A 19,210-nucleotide genomic window follows, 5' to 3' on the forward strand; every position below is an offset into this window, starting at 1 on the left:
GGAGCGGTCGGCGTGAACAACTGCGGGTCGTTCCACTTCACCCCGGCCGGCTCAGAGTTCATCCTGACCGACCTGGGCGGCAACGACGGCGGTCGGTCGTCGCAGGTGATGGTGTTGGGCAGCAGCCACGGGGCGAGCCAGCCGCCGTCGTTGCCGCCCAGGTCGGTCAGGATGAACTCTGAGCCGGCCGGGGTGAAGTGGAACGACCCGCAGTTGTTCACGCCGACCGCTCCCACGTTGCGGGCGTCCACGTTGGCGAACGATCCCGATCCGGCCGAGCGGGCGCTGAGCACCGAGGTGCCGGTGCCGTCGACCCGGATGTCGCGGAAGCGCACGTTCGTGATCGAGTAGAGGTCCTTCACCGGCCAGTCGCTGACCAGCATGATCGCGTTGTAGGTGCTGTCCAGGTACGCGTCGCCGGTCACCTCGACGTTGGCGTCGATGCTGCGGTCCAGCGCGAACATCCAGATGGCGCCGAGCCCGATGTTCCAGTTCAGCTCGTAGGTGCCGGCGCGGGCGGTGGTGTTGGCGGTGAACCGCAGGTACCCGGCGAACGGCTCCGCGCCGAAGCGGGCGCCGGCGTGCAGCCCGCTGCCCTCGCGGACCGGGTCGGCGACGAGGTTGTGGGAGACGGTGGTGTCGGTGCCGCCGTAGATGGCGATGCCGTTGGCGAGCGTCGGTGACTGCACGGTGTTGTGGTCGAACGTGTTGCGGGCGTTGGCCGTCTTCTCCGACCACATCGCCAGGCCGTCGTCACCCGTGTTGCGGACGAAGGTGTGCGCGACGAGGGAGTCGGTCACGCCGGTGTGGAAGTTGAGCGCGTCGGCGATCTGGTCGACGACGATGGTGTTGGTGACGCGGACGTTGCGCATCGGGCCGTCGAACCACAGGCCCGCCTTCGTGTGCCGCAGGTGCAGCCCGTCGACTGTGGAGTCGCTCATCGCGCCACCGATGGCGTTGACCTGGTCGGTGTCGATGCGCTCGCGTACGTCGCCCTCGATGGCGAAGCCGGACAGGTGGACGTTGCGGCTGCCACCGTCGGCGGCGTCGCGACCGTAGAAGCCGACGCCGGTGTGCACCGAGCCGTCCGGCGCGGGCGTCGACAGCGCGACCTCGCGCCCCTTGAAGACCGTGTACCAGTTGCCGGCGCCCTCGATGGTCACGTCGTCGACGATGATGTGCCGGTTGACCTGGTACGTCCCCGGCGGAACGTAGACCTTCAGGTGGGTGCGCCGGGCGAAGGCGATGGCCTTGTCCAGAGCGTCGGCGGAGTCCCGCCGGCCGGTGGGGTCGGCGCCGAACGCCAGCACGTTCGCGGCGAGCAGCCGTACGCGCGGCGGTGCGACCAATTCGGAGTCGAGCAGGTCGATGACCGTCCACGCGGCGGCGCTGCCGGCCGGCGCGGTGAGCCGGACCGTGTCACCGGCCCGGTAGGTGCGCCCGAGCAGCAGCCGCTGCTCGTCGTAGAAGTGGGTGGGCCGAAACGGCGTGCTGATGCTCGGGTACGGCGTGGTGGCCGACGGCACGCACTGGCACTCGGTGATCCACCAGTCCGGGTGCAGCAGCCCGGCCTGCGGGTCGTTGGTGAACGGGTACTGGTTGTAGAGCCACGAGTAATGCGAGGTCAGCGTCATGGTGCGAACGTGCTTGCCGTTGACGGCCACCCGCAGCGGCGCGGTGATCCCGCCGCCGGAGGGCGCGTCCGGAATGCTGTACCGCACGGTGATCCCGTTGGTCGTGCTGGGCAGGACGAACTCGACGTACTCGCCGGGGGTGAGCCGGACGGCCCGGCGGCCGGACGCCTCGGCGGGCAGCGTGTAGGCGGACCGGTCGGGGCCGATGACCTCGCCGTTGGTCCGGGCGTTCTCGGCCTCCTGTTCGACGAAGTCGACGTCGGCGCCGCGCCCGGCGACCAGCGTCGGATCGAGCGCCGCCCGGGTGACCACCGGCTGTGCGCCGGGTGAACCGGGTGGGCCGGCGGCGGCCACGGTGGGCCCGGCGACCAGCACGGCGAGGCCGGTCGCGAGCGCGACGGCGGTGGCGACCGGGCGGCCCGGGCGTCCCCGTGCCGGCAGGATGCTGCGAAACATCGGTGACCCTCCTGGTGGGGTGGTGGTGGAGGTCCGCCCGGCGTTCCCCCGGACGCCCGACATTGATCGTCATGATGCAGCACTGAACATCGCACTGCAAGACGACAATCGAAGATTGAAAAGAGGCGACTATTAAGCCGCAAGAAATGGACGGTCGGTGAGTTGAGGTGTCGCGCGTCGCGTGCGCCCCGGCCAGCCCGCCGGGCGTAGGCTGAGGCGCGTGGATCAAGAAGACCGGATCGCCCTTTTCCTCGACTACGAGAACCTGGCGTTGGGGGCCCGCGACCACCGTGGCGGCGCGGACTTCGACTTCCGGCCGATCGCCGACGCGCTGGCCGAGCGGGGGCGGGTCGTGGTGCGCCGGGCGTACGCCGACTGGTCGTACTTCGACGAGGACCGCCGCATGCTCACCCGAAGCCACGTCGAGCTCATCGAGATCCCGCAGCGCATGGGCGCGTCCCGCAAGAACGCCGCCGACATCAAGATGGCCGTCGACGCGATCGAGCTGGCGTTCGAGCGCGACTACATCTCCACCTTCGTCATCTGCAGCGGCGACAGCGACTTCACCCCCCTGGTCCACAAGCTCCGCGAGCTGAACAAGCGGGTCATCGGTGTCGGGGTCGAGGGGTCCACGTCGGCGCTGCTGCCCCCGGCGTGCGACGAGTTCCTCTACTACGACCGGCTGGAGGGTGTGGACATCCCGCCCACCCGCAGCCGGCGCGGTCGCCCGGCCCGGCAGCCCGGCCCCGACCAGCGCCCGCCCGAGCCGGAGCAGCAGCGCGAGCAGGAACACGAGCAGGAGGCCGAGGGTCGGCCGGTGGGTGAGGAGCCCGGCCGGGACGTGGACGCCCTCGCCGTGCAGGTGGCCCAGACGGTGGCCGGGTTGCAGGGCAGCGCGAGCGGCGAGGTGACCGCCTCCCGGCTCAAGCGCACCCTGCTGCGTAAGGACCCGACGTTCAGCGAGTCCGACTACGGCTTCCGTACCTTCGGTGAGCTGCTGCGCCACCTCGCCGAGCACAACGTGATCGACCTGGGCGAGGGGCCCGCGAAGGGCGACCCGGAGGTGTCCCTGCCCGAGCACGGCGACCGGGAGGTCGCCTTCGGCCTGCTCCGGGGCGTGGTGGGCGACCTCGGCAGCGCCGGCAACCCGGTGGCGCTCTCCGGCCTGAAGAACCAACTGCGCCGGGCCCGCCCCGACTTCAGCGAGAAGAAGCTCGGCTACCGCAGCTTCCTGCAGTTCTGCAAGGCCGCCGCCACCAGCGGCGCCGTCGACCTACGGTGGAGCCCGGAGGCGGACGACTACCTGCTCACCGCTCAGGGGTGAGCGACCGCCTCCGGTAGGCCCTGCCGGCCGCCCCGTCATGACTCGGAGTCCCGTTCGACCCGGCCGTGCGGGTGGCGTTCCCGCCACCGTTCACTTCGGGTGACATCCAGATCACCGCAGAGGGTGGATTTCCCCTCTGGGCAGGACACGTTGGCAGACACCCTGGCCGGCGTGTTCAGCGGTATGTGACGCCGGCCTGATTGATCGCTCAGGACGGGGAGAAATCGCCGATGCGGTCCCTCCCCGTCGCCCGCACAGGTGGAACTGTGTCTGAGTTGCGGCTATTACGGCGGTATATGCTCACCTGCGCCGTACCCCCAGCACGAAAATTGCTATACGGTCGGCGAATGAAGGTGGAGGAACACTGGTGGAACGGTGACACGACCCCGCGCGGGCGCCGGGACGTGTATATCCGTACTGACGGGCAAGGTTGGGAGGTCCGCGCCCAGATCGGTGGGGCGTCGGGTCGTGAGCGGGTGCAGCAGTGCCCCAGCCGGGCCTCGGCGGCCATCCTCGCCGACGCCTGGCGCGGCACTCACCCATCCTGGCGCGAGCTGAAGCAGCGCTGATCCGGCACCGGGCCGGGCCGGCAACGCTCCTGGGCTCCCGCCCGGTGCGCTCCCCGGCCCGCCCGGTGCTCGACTCACCGCCAGCCTGATCAGCGCCGCGCGTCATCCGGAGTCCTCGATCACTTGCTGGTGAGCAGTTCGGGGAGGCTTCCTGGAACTGGTGAGCATCACGTGATCAAGGCGCCACCGCGCAGCGGGACGCTCGGATACCGCACCATCGCCGGACTGGAGTGCCCGGTGGCCGGGTCGGGCGAGTGCTTTCCGTGTTCCCCGGGGCAGGCCGGGTACACGGGGGCGGTCCGCGTCCGATGGAGGTCGCCCATGTCGCAGGGTCCCGACGAGGAGAACCCCAGGCTCGACGAGGAGGTCCGGGAGGCCGAGCGCCGGCTCGCCGACCTCGCCGACTCGACGGACGACGCGCTGACCGACGACGACGCCCGCGTGCCGGACGGCGCCCTCTCCGAGCAGGAACCGGATTAGGGCCTGTCCGGCAGACAAAACCGGACAGGCCCGTGGTCCGGGACGGGCTCAGCGCTTGAATGTGAAGGTGAAGTCGCCGGAGAGCTTGCCGCTCAGGCGAACCGTCGAAACGATCTTCCCCTCCTCGCTCAGCCTGTCGACCTCGGCCCGGGAGAGACCGAAGCCCTCGGCGATCAGTCGCGCGGGCCGGACCGGGATGCGCGCCGCGAAGCGGACCGAGACGTCGACCATCTCGCGGTCCAGGTGCGCCGATCCGTTGGTGTCGAGACGCCAGGCGTCGTCCCAGTCCAGGACGAATCGATTGCGACGCTGCACGACCGGATCCTGAAGCAGTTCGGCGATCAGGCGACGGTCGTTGTCGTGCAGCCGGTCGAGCAGCTCAGGTCGGATGGTGCGGACTGTCGTCCGCTCCAGGACCGTGAGCTTCACCGTGTCCCCGCACCCGGTGCAGAGCGCGAGGAGCCAGATGTCGATCAGCTTCTGGTTGGCGTTGACGCGGAATTTGCCGCTCGGCCGGAGGTGCGCGGACGCGCACACGTGGCAACGGCGGCGAACGATGGGCAGGCAGGTGGGCACGACGGCCCATTGAGAGAGCACAGAAGTACACCGTTTCCAGTGAGAAGTCCGCAGCAAGAAGGAGCGCGGCGCACAGGCGCGACGCGCGAATCAGCGCTCGGGAGGTCTCACAGGGTGTACAACGGGACGTCCTCGCCTCGACGACAGGTTGAGGCAGGACGCTAGCGGCGCAAGCGCCGCCACTCCACTGGTTTTCGCGTACCTCTGAGGGCTCGGCCGTCTCAGGCGGCCGGGACCGGCAGCACCACGCCCTCAGCCGCCGACCGGTGCGCCAGCTCGATCAGCTCGACGGTGGCGACCGAGTCGCGCGGGTCCACCGGCATCGGCGTGCCGTCGCGCAACGCCGCCGCCACCTGGGCGTAGAAGCTCTGGTACGCCCCGGGCATGGTCGGCGTCGGGCGCAGGTCACCGTCGACGCCGAGCAGGCCGTACCGCTCCGGCGGGACCTCGCCCCAGCCGGGCTGGTCCGGTCGGCCGCCGTCGTGCAGCGCGGCTTCCTGCACGTCCAGCCCGTAGGTGGTGTAGCCGGCCCGGTCGCCCAGCACCCGCAGCCGCGGCCCGAGCTGAGCGGTGATCGCCCCCATCCACAGGTGCGAGTGCACGCCGTTGGCGTGGGTCAGCGCCACGAACGCGTCGTCGTCGACCTCGGCGCCCGCGCGGCGGCGGTCGACCTCGGCGTAGACCCGCTCGACCGTGCCGAAGAGCTGCACGGCCTGGTCGATGAGGTGCGCGCCCAGGTCGAACAGCGCGCCACCGGCCTCCTCCGGGCCGGCGAGCTCCCGCCAGCCCGGCTTGATCGCCGGACGGAACCGCTCGAACCGGGACTCGAAGCGCAGCACCCGCCCCAGCTCGCCCCGCTCCACGAGCCCGCGGACGGTCAGGAAGTCCCCGTCCCAGCGGCGGTTCTGGAACACCGTCAGCGGCACTCGGAGACGGTCGGCCTCCTCGACCAGCGCCCGGGCGTCGGCGGCGGTGGGGGCCAGGGGCTTGTCGACGACGACCGGCAGGCCGGCCGCGAGGGCCGCCCGCGCCATCGGCACGTGCTGCCGGTTCGGCGTCGCGACCACGACCAGGTCTAGAGCTTCCGGCGTACGCCACAGCTCGTCGGCGTCGTCGACCAGGCGGGCGTCCGGGAAGTGCTGGTGCGCCTGCTCGCGCCGTTGCGGATCGCGCGTCACGATGGCGTCCAGCCGCAGCCCGGGTGTCGCGGCGATCAGCGGTGCGTGGAACACCCGGCCCGCCAACCCGTATCCCAGCAGACCGACCCGCAGCGCCTCCGCCATGCCGTACTCCCATCTCCTGGCCCGCGCCCTGGACCGGCGGCGGTGCCGGTGCTCGAATCTACGCCGCGCCCGGTCGGGCCCGATCGGGGCCCGGCGCTGGTCAGCCCACCGGGTCGGCGCGCAGATAGGTGAGTACGGCGAGCACCCGGCGGTTGGTGTCGTCGCTGGGCGGCAGGTCGAGCTTCAGCAGGATGTTGCCGACGTGCTTGCCGACGGCGGCCTCGGTGACGTGCAGCCGGGCGGCGATCGAGGCGTTGGAGCGCCCCTCGGCGAGCAGCGCCAGCACCTCCCGTTCCCGGCCGGAGAGCGCGGCGAGCGGGTCGCGGGGGCGGTGCAGCAGTTGCCGGACCACGTCCGGGTCGATGGCGGTGCCGCCGCCGGCGACCCGGCGCAGCGTGTCGACGAACTCGGTGACCTCGGCGACCCGGTCCTTGAGCAGGTAGCCCACCCGTTGGCCGTCGCCGCTGTCCAGCAGCGCCGCCGCGTACCCGGTCTGCACGTACTGGCTGAGCACCACGACCGGGAGGTGGGGTCGCTCGCCGCGCAGCGCGACGGCCGCGCGCAGCCCGTCGTCGCGGCGGCCCGGCGGCATCCGGATGTCGGTCAACACCAGGTCCGGTTGGTGTTCACGGACCGCCGTCAGCAGCTCGGGCGCGGAGCCGACAGCCGCGCAGACCGCGAAGTCGAAGCGGGTCAGCAGCGCGACCAGGCCCTCGCGCAGCAGCACCTCGTCCTCGGCGAGCACCACCCGGGTCACCGACGACATGGCAGCTCCACCCGGACCACTGTAGGGCCGCCGGACGGGCTGGACAGCAGCAGCCGGCCGCCCACGGCGGCCACCCGGTCGGCGAGCCCGGTCAGGCCGGTGCCCCGGGCCGGGTCGGCGCCGCCGTGGCCGTCGTCGGTCACCTCGACGACGAGGTCCGCGCCGGCCCGGGTGAGGCGTACGTCGGCGCGGGTCGCGCGGGCGTGCCGGGCCACGTTGCCCAGCGCCTCGGAGACCACGAAGTAGGCGGTGGTCTCCACGATCTCCGGCAGCTCACCGGGCAGGTCGGCGTGCACGGTGACCGGGATGGTGGCGGCATCGGCCAGCTCGCGTACCGCGCCGGCCAGGCCGAGGTCGGTGAGGCTCTGCGGGCGGATGCCGTGCACCAACTGCCGCAGCATCACCATCAGACCTCGGGCCTGGTCGTGCGCCACGGCGAGAGGGCGGGAGGCGGGGGAGTCCTCGGGTACGTCCAGCCGGGCCAGCCCCAGCTGAAGGCTGAGGCTGGTCAGCCGGGGCTGCGCGCCGTCGTGCAGGTCGCGTTCGATCCGGCGGCGTTCGGCCTCGTACGCGCCGACCAGCCGGGTGCGGGAGCGGGTGACCTCGCGCAGCGCCGCCGCGTCCACCGGGTGGGCCAGCAGCCAGCGGGCCACCGCCGCCTGAACGGCGGCGAGCAGACCGACGGCATAGCAGAGCACCGGGATCAGCAGCACCCCCACGATCGCGTACGGGACGGCCTCGCCGGTGCTGTCGATCGGCTGCCAGATCACCACCGGCTGGTTGGCGTCGCCGGCCAGCCAGGGGCTGGAGATCATCCCGAGGTCGAGCAGCACCAGCACCAGGAACACCCAGTACACGACCGGCACGAACCCGCCCAGCCAGAACAGGTATGCCACCTCCCGCCAGGTCGCGGGGCTGCGGTAGCGGGCGGCCAGGCCCGGCCACGGCGACGAGGGCAGCGGACGGTTGTCGACGAGCCGGACCCGCCACCGCTCGACGGCGGCGACCGCGAAGCTCAGGATCGGGGCCAACGCCACCAGGATGACGCTGCCGGTAATCAGGAACAGCATCAGCGCGATGCTCGGCGGTCGGCCCTGCCGCCGGAGCGCGTTGACGGCGGGCAGCATGGGTCCGCCGATGACGAGCAGGCCGACGCCGAGCACCCCGGCGATCGGCACGGTGGTCACCAGGTAGGCCAGCGCGCGCCAGGGCCAGGCGGAGAGCAGCCAGCGGCGATGGCGCAGCGCCCCGGCCAGGTGCGAAGGGTGTTCCGGAGTCATGCAGCAGACGCTAATCGGGAGCGACCGGGTGCCCCAGCCGTCCAGATCCACTCTTCGGGTATGGCCAGCACTACCGCCGTAGCGGGTGTGCGGGGTCCGGAAACGGGAAGAACGCGCCATCACGCGATCCGTGTGACCTGTGGCGGCGGCGGCTGGAGAGACATTGGGTGCCAGAACCTTCGTGGTGGTCGGCGGTACCAGCGGGCTGGGCCTCGCGGTGGCCCGGCTGCTGGTCGACGAGCACCGCGTCGTGGTGTTCGGCAACGTGCCGGCCGAGGTAGCCGCGACGACCGACGAGCTGGGGTGCGACGGCGCGGTCTGCGACGTCTCCTCCTACGAGCAGGTCCGGGACGCGTTCGCCGAGGTGGTGGGGCGCTACGGCACCGTCGACGGGGTCGCGGCCTGCGCGTCGATGTGGGCGGGCGGCGACCTCGGTGACCTGCCCGTGGAGCACATCCGGCGGGCCGTGGAGATCAACGTCCTGGGTACGACGTACCTGCTGCGGGAGGCGCTGGAGCATCTGCACCGGCAGGGCTACGGGAACGTGGTGTACATCGGCGCGATGGCGCTGGCGGCGCCCCGGCCCGGCATCCCGGTCTACCGGGCGACCAAGAGCTACGGCAGCAGCCTCGTCGAGTCACTGGCCCAGGCCCAACACAGCAACCGAATCAAGGTGATGGAGCTGGATCCCGGGCCGATGCCGACCCGCTTGCAGGAACGCGTCGGCGCGGAGTTCCTCGACGAGGTGTACGCCCTGCCCGAGCAGGTCGCCGCCGAGGTCGTCCGGCTGTTGCTGCTGCAACCCGACGACCTCTACGTCTCCGGCGAGCGCGTGCTGCGCGCGGACGGGCGGTGGTGACGGCGGCAGCCGGACCGGGGGACCGTCCGGCCTCCGCGTGGGCGCCCCTGCGCGGCGCCGTCTACCGCAATCTCTGGCTGGCCCTGCTCGCCGCCAACATCGGCACCTGGATGCAGACCGTCGGCGCGCAGTGGCTGCTGATCCACCACTCCAACGCCTCCACGCTTGTCGCGCTGGTGCAGACCGCCAGCCTGCTGCCGGTGCTGCTGCTGGCGCTGCCCGCCGGGGTGCTGGCCGACAGCTTCGACCGTCGGCGCCTGCTGATCGCCGTCCAGCTGTTCCTGGTGGCGGTGGCGGTGGCGTTGACCCTGCTCACCCTGACCGACCGGATGCCGCCGGCCCTGCTGCTCACCCTCACCTTCGCGTTCGGGGTCGGGCAGGCGCTCACCCTGCCGGCCTGGGCGGCGGTGATTCCGGAGCTGGTGCCGCAGGAGCAACTGCGGTCGGCGTCCGCGCTCGGCTCGATAAGCGTGAACGTGGCGCGGGCGGTCGGGCCCGCGGTGGCCGGCGTGCTGATCGCCCGGGCCGGCGTCGCCCCGGTCTTCGGGCTCAACGCGGTGGCGTTCGCCATCTTCGCGGCCGCGCTGTGGCGCTGGCGGCCGGGAAGCGCCCGCGCCGTCGAGGTGCCCGAGCGGTTCACCGCCGCGCTACGGGCGGGCAGCCGCTACGTACGCCACTCGCCGATCGTGCGCCGGCTGCTGCGCCGCGCGTTGGTCTTCGTGATCCCGGCCAGCGCGCTGTGGGCGCTGCTGCCGCTGGTGGCGGCCCGGCGGCTCGGGCTGGGCTCCGGCGGGTACGGGCTGCTGCTGGCCGCCCTCGGGGTGGGCGCCATCGCGGGCGGGGTGCTGCTGGCCGTGATCCGCGCCCGGCTGTCGGCCAACCAGCTCCTGCTGATCGCCGGCGCGCTGTTCACCATCGCGCTGGCGGTCCTCGGCACCGTACGGGTGGTGCCGCTGGTGCTCCTCGCCCTGTTGCCGGCCGGGATGGCCTGGGTGACGGTGCTGGCCAACGTCAACGCCGAGATACAGCTCTTTTTGCCGAGCTGGGTACGGGCCCGGGGGCTGGCCGTCTACCAGGTGTGTTTCGCCGGCGGGCAGGCCGTCGGCGCCCTCGTGTGGGGTCTGGTGGCCGACGTGGGCGGGCTGGTCCTCGCCTACCTCGCGGCGGCGGCGTTGATGTTCGTCGGGACCGTGACGAGCCGGATCTGGCCGCTTCCGGACCTGCGCTCGGTGAACCGCGAACCGTCGGCCTACTGGCCGCAACTGCACCTCGCGCACGAGCCGGACCCGGGCGTGGGACCGGTGCTGGTGACGGTGCAGTACACCGTCCGGCCGGAGCGGACGGGACCGTTCCTCGCGGCCATGGACGTGGTGCGCGGCGCCCGGCAGCGCACCGGCGCGATGCGTTGGGGGCTGTTCCGGCCGGCCGAGACGACGGACCGGTTCATCGAGGTGTACCTGGTGCCGTCCTGGGGCGAGCACCTGCGCCAGCACGGTGGCCGGTTGACGGGTGAGGACCGCGAGGCCGAGGCGCGGGCCCGGGAGCTGACCGACGGCGAGCCGGAGGTGCGCCACCTCGTGCCGGCCGCCGCCGGGCCGGCGCTGACCGACGACCGCGAAGGACTCTGATCTCCGTACGCCCCATCTCGTGGGCGAATTCTGCCCGCGTCATGGGCAGGACGTGACGCCGCTGCTGCGCCACATCGAGAACGGCGAGCTGGATCCCACCCGGGTGAAGCCGTGACGGGTCGGTGCCGGCGCGGTGGCAGAACGGCCTCGCCGGCACCGCCTCGCGGTCGACGTACGTCGTACGACCGCGTTGTTAGGATGGCCGCACCATGGCGAGTGAGCGCAAGGCGACCGCGGATCCGGCCCGCAGCCTGGCCATTCTCTGGCGCACCCGGGAACCGACCAGCCGCAGCGCCGGGCCGGGCCTCAGCGTCGACCGGATCGTCCGGGCCGCGATCGACATCGCCGACGCCGAGGGCCTGGACGCGTTGACCATGCGCCGGGTCGGTGAGGCGTTGGGTGTCGGCACCATGTCCGTCTACACCTACGTGCCGGGCAAGGCCGAACTCGTCGACGTCATGATCGACACCGTGTACGGCGAGATGCCGCGTTCCGCCGTCGAGGGCGACTGGCGGGCCCGGTTGGAGCGGATCGCCCACGACAACCTGGCGCTCTACCAGCGCCACCCGTGGATGCTGCGGGCCGAGACGACCCGTCCGGTGCTCGGCCCGCACCTGGTGGCCAAGTACGACCACGAACTCGGCGCGGTCGCCGACATCGGGCTCACCGACGTCGAGATGGACGCGGTGCTCACCCTCGTCCTCGGGCACGTGAAGAGTTCCGCGCGCGCCGCGTCAGAGGTGGTCGACCTGGAGCGGGAGACCGGCATGACCGACGGCCAGTGGTGGCAGTCGCACGCGCCCTGGCTGGAGACGTTCCTGACGGCCGACAGCTATCCCACCGCGTCCCGGGTCGGCACGGCGGCCGGCCAGCAGCACGGCGGGGCGTACGGCCCGGAGTACGCCTTCGAGTTCGGCCTGCAACGCGTCCTCGACGGCATCTCCGTGGTGGTCGCCGAGCGGGCGGCCAACCGGTAGCCCCGACTTCTGGTGCTATCCGTGCGCCTCCGGCGCTGAGACGGCGGCCCCGAGCCGAGCGAGGGAGCGGGCGGACGGGCTGCCCGGCTCGGCGTGGTAGACGACCAGCGACTGTCTGGTGCCGCTGATCGTGAACTTCTCGTAGCGCAGCTCCAACTCGCCGACCTGCGGATGGTGAAACACCCGGCGCCCGCCCCCGGGCGGACGGTGACGTCGTGCCGCGCCCACAACCGCCGGAACAGCTCGCTGCCGGTCGTCAACTCCGCAACCAGCTCGGTGAGCCGTGGATCGTTCACCTCGACCCCCACCTGCGCGCGCAGGCCAGCCACCGCGCTGGCGGCGACCGCCTCCGGCGCCGGATAGAGCGCCGGCACGCTCGGGCCCAGGAAGACCGCACGCAGCAGGTTCACCCCGACCCGGTAGATCGGTGCCAGCGCGGTCGCCATCGGGTTGGCGAAGAGCACGTCCAGGTGCCGGCCGTGCACGAAGGCGCGCGTCCCCGCTCACGAACCCACCAACTGTCGGATGCCCACCGACACCCGCTCCGGGCGCCGTGCCGGGCGGCCAGGAAAACCGGTAACCCGGATATCGCCCGCCGGCCGAGTGACAGTGGGTCACGTAAGCGTGATCGAGAGATGGGACAGAGATGACCGAGCGAATCACGACGCCATTCGGTTTCGCCTCGACCGCCGACGAGGTGCTCGCCGGAGTCGACCTGACCGGCAAGCGGGCCGTCATCACCGGCGGCGCCGCCGGGATCGGCGTCGAGACCGCCCGCTCGCTGGCCGCCGCCGGCGCCGAGGTGGTGCTCGCGGTGCGTCGGGTCGGTGCGGGCGAGCAGGCCGCGGCCGACATCGCGACCAGCATCGGCGCGGACCGGGTCACGGCCCGCGAGCTGGACGTGGCCAACCAGGATTCGGTACGCCGATTCGTCGCCGGCTGGGACGAGCCACTGCACATCCTGGTCAACAACGCGGGGATCATGGCGCTGCCGGAGCTGGAGCGCACCGCCGAGGGCTGGGAGATGCAGTTCGCCACCAACTTCATGGGGCACTACGCGCTGACCGTCGGCCTGCACGACGCCCTCGCCGCGGCCGGTGGCGCCCGGGTCGTGTCGGTGAGCTCCAGCGGCAACCTCTTCTCCCCGGTGGTCTTCGACGACCTGCACTTCGCGTTCCGGCCGTACGACCCCCTGCTGGCGTACGGGCAGTCCAAGAGCGCCGAGGCCCTGCTCGCCGTCGAGGCCGACCGCCGCTGGTCCGGCGAGAACATCCACGCCAACGCGTTGAACCCCGGCGCCATCGCGACCGGGCTGCAGAAGCACACCGGCGGGCTGCGTACCCCGAAGGAGCGGCAGAAGACCCCGCAGCAGGGCGCCGCCACCTCGGTGCTGCTCGCCGCGTCCCCGCTGCTCGACGGCGTGGGTGGCCGCTACTTCGAGGACTGCGCCGAGGCCCCGGTCCGGACCGAGCGGCCCGCCGACTACAGCGGCGTGGCGGCGTACGCGGTCGACGCGGGCAACGCCGAGCGGCTCTGGGAGGTGGCGGCGGACCTCGTCGCCGCCGGTGGCGCCGCCCGCTGACCTCGACGGCCCGGCCCCGGCGGAACCCACCCGGCCGGCCGTCACCGGGGGGAGCGCCGGCCGCCACCGGTGCGCGGACACCACCCGGGCGAGTCCGACCCCGAGTTCCGGGCGGCGGTACGCGACCTCATCGCCCGGCTGCGCTCACCGGACGGCGGATGAGCCGGCGGTGGCCGGTCACTGGTCCTCGGGCAGCTGCTCGGACTCCGCGACCACCGCGCGGATCTTGCGTAGGGTGGCGTCCGGGGCGTGCACCGCGGCACGCCACCGGTCGAGCGTGCGGGTTAGCACCCGGACGTGAAACTGCAACTGGTTGACCTGCTCGCGCAGCAACCCCAGCTCCGATCGCGCGCTCACCGCCTCGCCCTCCAACTCGGTGATCCGTAGCTGCAGCGGCTGCACGAGCGTCAGGGCGGCCTCCGTCAGCGTGTCGGCGGCGTCGGCCTTGAACTTGCCCCGCTGCGACACGACCGTGGCGATGGCGGCCAGACCGGTCGTCCCACCGAGGATGCCGAGCAGGCTGAGCAGCACCTGAACCCAGTGCGGCGCTTCGGGTGTCGGTGCCGAGATCACGTGACACCTCCCACGACGCGTCGGTGAGTCGCGCACTGGTGGCCGTAGGCCAGACAGCGGAGGTCGACGGCGATCAGGGCGGCCCGCCAGAAGGCGCCCAGTGGCACGGCGCTGATCAACGACGCCGCGACGAGGCCCTGCGAACCGGTCACCGCCACCGCGTACATGCCGATGATGGTGCCGAGCACCAGCACGGACGCGAGCTCGATGCCGAGGCCGGTGGAGAGCCGACCAGGCCACAGGATGCCGAGCAGACCGCCCACGCCGACCACGATCAGCGCGACCTCCCAGCCGAGCTGGACGGGTTCCGGCATGGACAGCTGGACCGACGGTGCTTGAACGTCGAGCACGAGCAGGAGGAACCCACAGATGGGCGTCGTAACCAGGGCGGCGACCTCGAACGGCTGGCTCTTGGCCCGGGAGCGGGGATGTCCCACGGTGACTCCTTGGTCGAGACCGGAACCGTTGGCCCGCCACCGGCCGCTGTCGTGTCAGGTCGCACGCGCGATCCGGTTCGCGGGTGGCGATGCTTGTGGACGGTCGATGGTCGAGGCGGTCAGCGACTCGCCGTCGTTGGCTGCCGGTAACTGTCTGTGTAGCATCGGTGACCGGCTCTCGTCCACCTGGTGTAAGGTAGCCCTTTCGCAGGTCAGAGCTGGTTTGCGGGGCGTGTGCGCGGCCTACGCGCGAGGGATCGCCGGCACGGCGGCACCCCTCGCGATCAGTGACGAATAGTGTCGGATATCTTACTTTCAGCGGGTGTCTTCGTCCGACCCGCGTATCAGCGCAGGAGCAGGTCCCGCAGCGCCCGGACCACCACGGTCGGCGCCTCCTCCGCCATGAAGTGGCCGCAGGTGACCGTCTGGTGCTCCAGGTCCGGGGCCCAGGCCCGCCACACCCCCGCCGCGTCGTAGCCGAGCGCCGCGCCCCAGTCCTGCGCAAGCACGGTCACCGGCATCCGCAGCAGGTTGCCGGCCGCCCGGTCGGCCGCGTCGTGGACGACGTCGATGCCGGCCGACGCCCGGTAGTCGGCGACGATCGAGGTGACCGCGTTGCGGGACGCCCGCAGGTACGTGGCACGTACCTCGGCCGGCAGCGCGTCCGGGTCGCGGGTCCAGACGTCGAGGAAATGGTTGAAGAACGCGTCCGGGCTGGCGCTGATCAGTTCCTCGGGCAGGCCCGGCGGCTGCGCCATGAGGTACAGGTGGAAGGCGACCGCGGCGCTGGCGCCGTGCAGCACGTCCCACATGTCCAGGGTGGGCAGCACGTCGAGCAGGGCGAGCCGGCTGATCGCCGCCGGGTGGTCGAGGCCGGCGCGGAACGCGACCAGGGCACCCCGGTCGTGCCCGGCCAGGGCGAAGCGCCCATGGCCGAGCGCGCCGGCCAGCGCCACGACGTCGGCGGCCATGGTCCGCTTGGCGTACGCCGTGCCGTCGCTGTCCAGGGGCTTGTCGCTGTCGCCGTAGCCACGCAGGTCGGGGCAGATGACCGTGTGGTCGGCGGCCAGGTCGGCCGCCACGTGCCGCCACATGAGGTGGGTCTGCGGGAAACCGTGCAACAGCACGACCGGTGGTCCGGAGCCACCCACGGCGGCGGTGAGCGTCACGCCGTCGGCGACGGTGACGCGCTGGTAGTCGAATCCGTTGATCCTCGGCTGCACGGAAAACCTTCCTGGGAAGCGGGGTCGGCGGGCGGGGCGCCCGTCGCCGTCGTACGTCACCGAGGCTGCCCGGCGGTGATCAGCAGACGGTCAGCGCCGGATCAGTGCGGGCCGGCACGGCCGCCTAGATTGGTGCCATGACCAGGCAACCGACGCCGCCGGTGGGGGTGACGTTCGGCGTACTCGGGCCGGTGACCGCCACCGCCGCGGGCGGCCCGGTCCCGCTGCGGGGACACCGGCAGCGCCTGGTGCTGGCCCGGTTGCTGATCGCCCACGGCCGGGTGGTGCCGGTGGAACGCCTCGTCGACGACCTGTGGGAGGTCCCGCCGGACGGCGCGGTGGGCGCGATCCGCACCTTCGTCGCCGACCTGCGCCGGGCGTTGGAGCCCGACCGGCCGCCCCGGCAGCCACCCCGCCTCCTGGTCACCGAACCCCCGGGGTACGCGCTGCGGGCCGCCCCGGACACGGTGGACGCCGACCGCTTCGAGGCGGCCGTCGGCGAGGCGGGACGGCTGCTGGGCGGGGAACTGCCCGCGCCGGCCCTGACCGCGCTGGACGCGGCGCTCGGGCTGTGGCGGGGTCCCGCGTACGCGGACTGCGCGGGCGCCCTCTGGGCCGTCGCGGAGATCAACCGGTTGAACGAGCTGCGGATGCTCGCCGTCGAGCGGCGCGCCGAGGCGCTGCTCGCGCTGGGTCGTCCCGACGAGGCCGCCGCCGACCTGCCCGCCCACCTCGCCAGTCATCCGCTGCGGGAGGACGCCTGGCGGTTGCTCGCGCTGACTCTGCCGACGGGGTGAGCTGGACCTACGTCTCACCGCCGCCGCTGGAGTTCCACCCCGGCGAGCGCACCGGGCATTACCGCACCGGCACCGACCAGCCGGTCACCGACGACCAGGGCCGGTCGGTGCTCACCTACGAGGACCTGGCGGTCGCGATCGTCGACGAGATCGAGCAGCCCCGGTACGTCAACGCGCGGTTCACCGCCGCGTACTGACGATTGCCGCAACCGACTGTCGAGCTGCCGAACCGACCTCCCCTCGCCCCCTGTAGAGCTGCCCCAGATATGGGGCACGACGGACGCGCCGCCGCCATCGCCCGCCCCATATTCGGGGCAGCTCTACAGCACGCCAACCCATCCGGCGGGTGCGGGCGCGCTCAGGGGTTCGAGCGCCGGCGGACCTGGGCTGGCGGTCACCGCCGCGTACTGAGTAGGCGCGGTCAGTCGGCGAGGCGGGCCGGGAAGCCGCCGGTGGCGATGGGGCCCCAGGCGTCGATGGTGACCCGGATCAGCGACTTGCCCTGGCGCACCATGGCCGCCCGGTAGTCGTCCCAGTCCGGGTGCTCGCCGGAGATGCTGCGGAAGTACTCGACCAACGGCTCCAGCGCCTCGGGCAGGTCAAGCACCTCAGCGGTGCCGTCGAGCTGCACCCAGGGGCCGTTCCAGTCGTCGGACAGCACACAGGCCGAGACCCGGGGGTCACGACGGATGTTGGTCACCTTCGCCCGCTCGGGGTAGGTGGACACGACGAGCCGGCCCTGGCCGTCGATGCCGGCGGAGACCGGGGAGGACTGCGGGCGGCCGTCGGCCCGGGTGGTCATCAGCACGACACGGTGCCGAGGCCGGAGGAAGTCGAGCAGGGTGTCCCGGTCGACCCGGGTGTTCTTCGCGATGCTGGGCGCCATCACTCGTTCCTACCAGGGTGGCCACCGACCAGCGGCGGCAGGTCGGCCGGGCGGCAGGGCGGCAGGTCGGCCGCGGCCGATCAGCGGGGGCCGGCAGCGGCGCGGGGCACCGCCTGGGTGGGCACGCGGGGCCGGCCGGCCGGGCGCCAGGCCCGGCCGTTGGCATAGATCACTCGAAAGCCGAGGTACGAGGCCAGTGGCGCCCAGTGCGCGGAGCCCATCCGCAGTTCGGCGGCATTGTGCCGCTGCCCGTTCGCCAGCACGTCGAGCAGGACGGTTTCGAAGGCGGCCGATTCGACCCAGTCGACGTCCCGGGTGAAACCGCAGATCAGGGCGGCCCCGGTGACCTCCAGGAACTCGCGCAACACCGCGTCCGACGCGCGTAGGACCGAACAGCTGCCGAAATAGAGCCGGCGTCCCTCGCAGCGGCCGGCCATCAACTCGGCCACCTCGTTCAGCTCCACCGACTGCCAGTCGGTGAGGCAGAGCCGGCTCGGCTCGCCGTGCATGGCGAAGAAGCCGACGCGGTGGTCGGCGTACTGCTTGAGCAGCCAGCGGTCCAGGAAGTAGAACAGCTCGTCGCGGGTGGCCGCGTCCTTGTGGATGAAGCGGATCTTGCCCAGCCGCTCCAGCAGTTCGAGGGTGGGCAGCACGGAACCGCGTTCGTTGAGGTCGCGGTGCCACTGACCCTCGACACAGAAGACGCCACCGCGTGCCACGTGCACCTCCGCCAGTCCGTCGCCCGGGGCTGACGTTACCGGCCCCCGACGGGCGAGGAACATCACCCTGGGTGTGGCCGAATGCGACGTTCGATGTGGTTCTTGCGCCGCCGGGTCGATCAGGGGGAAATGGCTGTTTCGCAAATCAGTCGAATTCACAGCCGACGCCCAGAAACAACGAATCGTGAGGACAATTCCCGTTAATCGCCGCGTAGCGCACGGATCAGTGCGAGGGTGGAAATCACGGGACGTCCCGGTCGATGTCCCGAAGCAACCCCATTCGCTCTCCTATCGGGAGGACTTCTGTGCGCGTAAACACCTTGAAGCGAGTTGCTGTCGCTTTCGCCCTGGCAATGCCCGGGGCAGCGATCGCGTCGGTGGTCGCCGCGCCGGCAGCGTACGCGGACGGCTGCTACACGTGGAACCGCAACCTGTACCAGGGGCGCTCCGGCGACGACGTCCGTCAGCTGCAGATCCGGGTCGCCGGCTGGGCCGGCTACCGGGACATCGTGGAGAACGACGGTCGCTACGGACCGAAGACCGCCGCCGCGGTCAAGCGGTTCCAGCAGGCGTACGGGCTACGCGCCGACGGCATCGCGGGGCCGCAGACCTACGCCAAGCTGTACCAGCTCCAGGACGACGACTGCACACCCGCGCACTTCACCTACAACGAGTTGGACAACGGCTGCGGCGGCAGCGGGTGGAGCGGCGGTCCGCTGTCGGCGGACCAGACGAAGCAGAACGCGCTGCGCACCATGTGGAAATTGGAGGCGCTGCGCAAGAGCCTCGGCGACAAGCCGCTGAACGTGTCGAGCGGATTCCGCAGCCGCGCCTGCAACAACCAGGTCGGTGGCGCGTCGGACAGCCAGCACCTCTACGGCAACGCCGCCGACGTCACCTCGCGGACGTCCTCGCTCTGCCGCGTGGCCAAGAGCGCCCGTGACAACGGCTTCAGCGGGATCTACGGACCGGGCTACCCCGACCACGACGACCACGTGCACGTCGACTCGCGGCGCGAAAACAGCAGCGACCGCAGCTCGAACACGACGAGCTGGTCCGCGCCGGACTGCGGCGTCGGCGCCGGTAACGACTGAACGAGCCGGCCGGTGTGACGTCGGCCCGGCGCGGGTGTGACGTCGGCCCGACGCGGAGATTCCCCAC

20 protein-coding genes and 2 pseudogenes are annotated in these 19,210 nt (G+C 71.9%); 10 read left to right on the forward strand and 12 right to left on the reverse strand.

The features are described 5' to 3' along the window. The coding region (locus AB0J68_RS08440) for a glycosyl hydrolase family 28-related protein (protein WP_363937175.1) at nt 1-2,090 on the reverse strand (2,090 nt) is incomplete at its 3' end. Nucleotides 2,091-2,310: 220 nt separating this feature from the next. On the opposite strand from AB0J68_RS08440, the gene AB0J68_RS08445 reads away from it, so the two are divergent. The 3 genes from AB0J68_RS08445 to AB0J68_RS08455 all read left to right on the forward strand — a co-directional run bounded on the left by AB0J68_RS08445 (nt 2,311) and on the right by AB0J68_RS08455 (nt 4,463). Beyond that, nucleotides 2,311-3,414 (forward strand): NYN domain-containing protein, encoded by a 1,104-nt coding sequence (locus tag AB0J68_RS08445; protein ID WP_354855061.1) that lies wholly within the window; start codon nt 2,311-2,313, stop codon nt 3,412-3,414. Between the two features lie 347 nt (nt 3,415-3,761). Then, nucleotides 3,762-3,983: a hypothetical protein gene (locus AB0J68_RS08450; RefSeq protein ID WP_030335934.1), complete on the forward strand. Its 222-nt coding sequence runs from the start codon at nt 3,762-3,764 to the stop codon at nt 3,981-3,983. A 321-nt stretch (nt 3,984-4,304) separates the two neighbouring features. Further along, nucleotides 4,305-4,463 (forward strand): hypothetical protein, encoded by a 159-nt coding sequence (locus AB0J68_RS08455; protein WP_363937177.1) that lies wholly within the window; start codon nt 4,305-4,307, stop codon nt 4,461-4,463. Between the two features lie 48 nt (nt 4,464-4,511). Here the strand turns inward: AB0J68_RS08455 and AB0J68_RS08460 are convergent, their stop codons facing one another. The 4 genes from AB0J68_RS08460 to AB0J68_RS08475 form a co-directional block, all read right to left on the reverse strand. Next, nucleotides 4,512-5,060, reverse strand: a complete 549-nt coding sequence (locus AB0J68_RS08460; RefSeq protein WP_363937180.1) for a DUF1062 domain-containing protein — start codon at nt 5,058-5,060, stop codon at nt 4,512-4,514. A 200-nt stretch (nt 5,061-5,260) separates the two neighbouring features. After that, entirely contained in the window at nt 5,261-6,322 is a 1,062-nt protein-coding gene (locus tag AB0J68_RS08465) for a Gfo/Idh/MocA family oxidoreductase (protein WP_363937183.1), read from the reverse strand. A gap of 100 nt (nt 6,323-6,422) precedes the next feature. Beyond that, nucleotides 6,423-7,088 (reverse strand): response regulator transcription factor, encoded by a 666-nt coding sequence (locus AB0J68_RS08470; RefSeq protein ID WP_355136015.1) that lies wholly within the window; start codon nt 7,086-7,088, stop codon nt 6,423-6,425. Further along, nucleotides 7,076-8,368 (reverse strand): sensor domain-containing protein, encoded by a 1,293-nt coding sequence (locus AB0J68_RS08475; RefSeq protein ID WP_363937186.1) that lies wholly within the window; start codon nt 8,366-8,368, stop codon nt 7,076-7,078. Before AB0J68_RS08475 ends, AB0J68_RS08470 begins: the two co-directional genes overlap by 13 nt. A gap of 163 nt (nt 8,369-8,531) precedes the next feature. Here AB0J68_RS08475 and AB0J68_RS08480 point away from each other — a divergent pair, with 163 nt between their 5' ends. From AB0J68_RS08480 to AB0J68_RS08490, 3 genes are all read left to right on the forward strand, one after another. After that, nucleotides 8,532-9,227, forward strand: coding sequence for an SDR family oxidoreductase (locus tag AB0J68_RS08480; RefSeq protein ID WP_354855067.1), 696 nt, complete (start codon nt 8,532-8,534; stop codon nt 9,225-9,227). Beyond that, nucleotides 9,221-10,855, forward strand: coding sequence for an MFS transporter (locus AB0J68_RS08485; RefSeq protein WP_354855068.1), 1,635 nt, complete (start codon nt 9,221-9,223; stop codon nt 10,853-10,855). The genes AB0J68_RS08480 and AB0J68_RS08485 overlap by 7 nt, the downstream gene beginning before the upstream one ends. Before the next feature lie 209 nt (nt 10,856-11,064). After that, nucleotides 11,065-11,832 (forward strand): TetR/AcrR family transcriptional regulator, encoded by a 768-nt coding sequence (locus tag AB0J68_RS08490; RefSeq protein ID WP_355136020.1) that lies wholly within the window; start codon nt 11,065-11,067, stop codon nt 11,830-11,832. A 15-nt stretch (nt 11,833-11,847) separates the two neighbouring features. On the opposite strand, the gene AB0J68_RS08495 is transcribed toward AB0J68_RS08490, so the two are convergent. Both AB0J68_RS08495 and AB0J68_RS08500 read right to left on the reverse strand, forming a co-directional pair. Then, nucleotides 11,848-12,015: a hypothetical protein gene (locus AB0J68_RS08495; protein WP_363937188.1), complete on the reverse strand. Its 168-nt coding sequence runs from the start codon at nt 12,013-12,015 to the stop codon at nt 11,848-11,850. A gap of 71 nt (nt 12,016-12,086) precedes the next feature. Next, nucleotides 12,087-12,278, reverse strand: a pseudogene (locus tag AB0J68_RS08500) (transcriptional regulator); the annotation flags it as partial. A 200-nt stretch (nt 12,279-12,478) separates the two neighbouring features. Here AB0J68_RS08500 and AB0J68_RS08505 point away from each other — a divergent pair. Beyond that, nucleotides 12,479-13,414 carry an SDR family NAD(P)-dependent oxidoreductase gene (locus tag AB0J68_RS08505; RefSeq protein WP_354855071.1) on the forward strand — a complete coding sequence of 312 codons (936 nt, stop codon included), beginning with the start codon at nt 12,479-12,481 and terminating at the stop codon, nt 13,412-13,414. Nucleotides 13,415-13,591: 177 nt separating this feature from the next. On the opposite strand, the gene AB0J68_RS08510 is transcribed toward AB0J68_RS08505, so the two are convergent. The 3 genes from AB0J68_RS08510 to AB0J68_RS08520 all read right to left on the reverse strand — a co-directional run bounded on the left by AB0J68_RS08510 (nt 13,592) and on the right by AB0J68_RS08520 (nt 15,647). Continuing rightward, complete coding sequence (locus tag AB0J68_RS08510; protein WP_363937191.1) at nt 13,592-13,987, reverse strand: hypothetical protein; 396 nt, start codon at nt 13,985-13,987, stop codon at nt 13,592-13,594. Then, nucleotides 13,984-14,424 (reverse strand): hypothetical protein, encoded by a 441-nt coding sequence (locus AB0J68_RS08515; protein ID WP_363937193.1) that lies wholly within the window; start codon nt 14,422-14,424, stop codon nt 13,984-13,986. Before AB0J68_RS08515 ends, AB0J68_RS08510 begins: the two co-directional genes overlap by 4 nt. Nucleotides 14,425-14,768: 344 nt before the next feature. Beyond that, nucleotides 14,769-15,647, reverse strand: a complete 879-nt coding sequence (locus AB0J68_RS08520; protein ID WP_354855074.1) for an alpha/beta hydrolase — start codon at nt 15,645-15,647, stop codon at nt 14,769-14,771. Nucleotides 15,648-15,784: 137 nt separating this feature from the next. On the opposite strand from AB0J68_RS08520, the gene AB0J68_RS08525 reads away from it, so the two are divergent. Beyond that, complete coding sequence (locus tag AB0J68_RS08525) at nt 15,785-16,444, forward strand: BTAD domain-containing putative transcriptional regulator (protein WP_363937196.1); 660 nt, start codon at nt 15,785-15,787, stop codon at nt 16,442-16,444. Continuing rightward, nucleotides 16,393-16,641, forward strand: a pseudogene (locus AB0J68_RS08530) (potassium transporter TrkA); the annotation flags it as partial. The gene AB0J68_RS08525 and the pseudogene AB0J68_RS08530, both read left to right, overlap by 52 nt. 224 nt (nt 16,642-16,865) lie before the next feature. Here the strand turns inward: AB0J68_RS08530 and AB0J68_RS08535 are convergent. After that, nucleotides 16,866-17,330, reverse strand: a complete 465-nt coding sequence (locus AB0J68_RS08535) for a PPOX class F420-dependent oxidoreductase (protein ID WP_354855839.1) — start codon at nt 17,328-17,330, stop codon at nt 16,866-16,868. Nucleotides 17,331-17,410: 80 nt separating this feature from the next. Further along, nucleotides 17,411-18,049 (reverse strand): hypothetical protein, encoded by a 639-nt coding sequence (locus tag AB0J68_RS08540; protein ID WP_354855840.1) that lies wholly within the window; start codon nt 18,047-18,049, stop codon nt 17,411-17,413. A gap of 305 nt (nt 18,050-18,354) precedes the next feature. On the opposite strand from AB0J68_RS08540, the gene AB0J68_RS08545 reads away from it, so the two are divergent. Next, on the forward strand, nt 18,355-19,143 hold the full coding sequence (locus AB0J68_RS08545; RefSeq protein WP_363937200.1) for a D-Ala-D-Ala carboxypeptidase family metallohydrolase: 789 nt from the start codon (nt 18,355-18,357) through the stop codon (nt 19,141-19,143). Nucleotides 19,144-19,210 lie beyond the last annotated feature (67 nt).

Origin of the sequence: Micromonospora sp. NPDC049580, assembly GCF_040675595.1 — a bacterium.
GTDB lineage: Bacteria > Actinomycetota > Actinomycetes > Mycobacteriales > Micromonosporaceae > Micromonospora.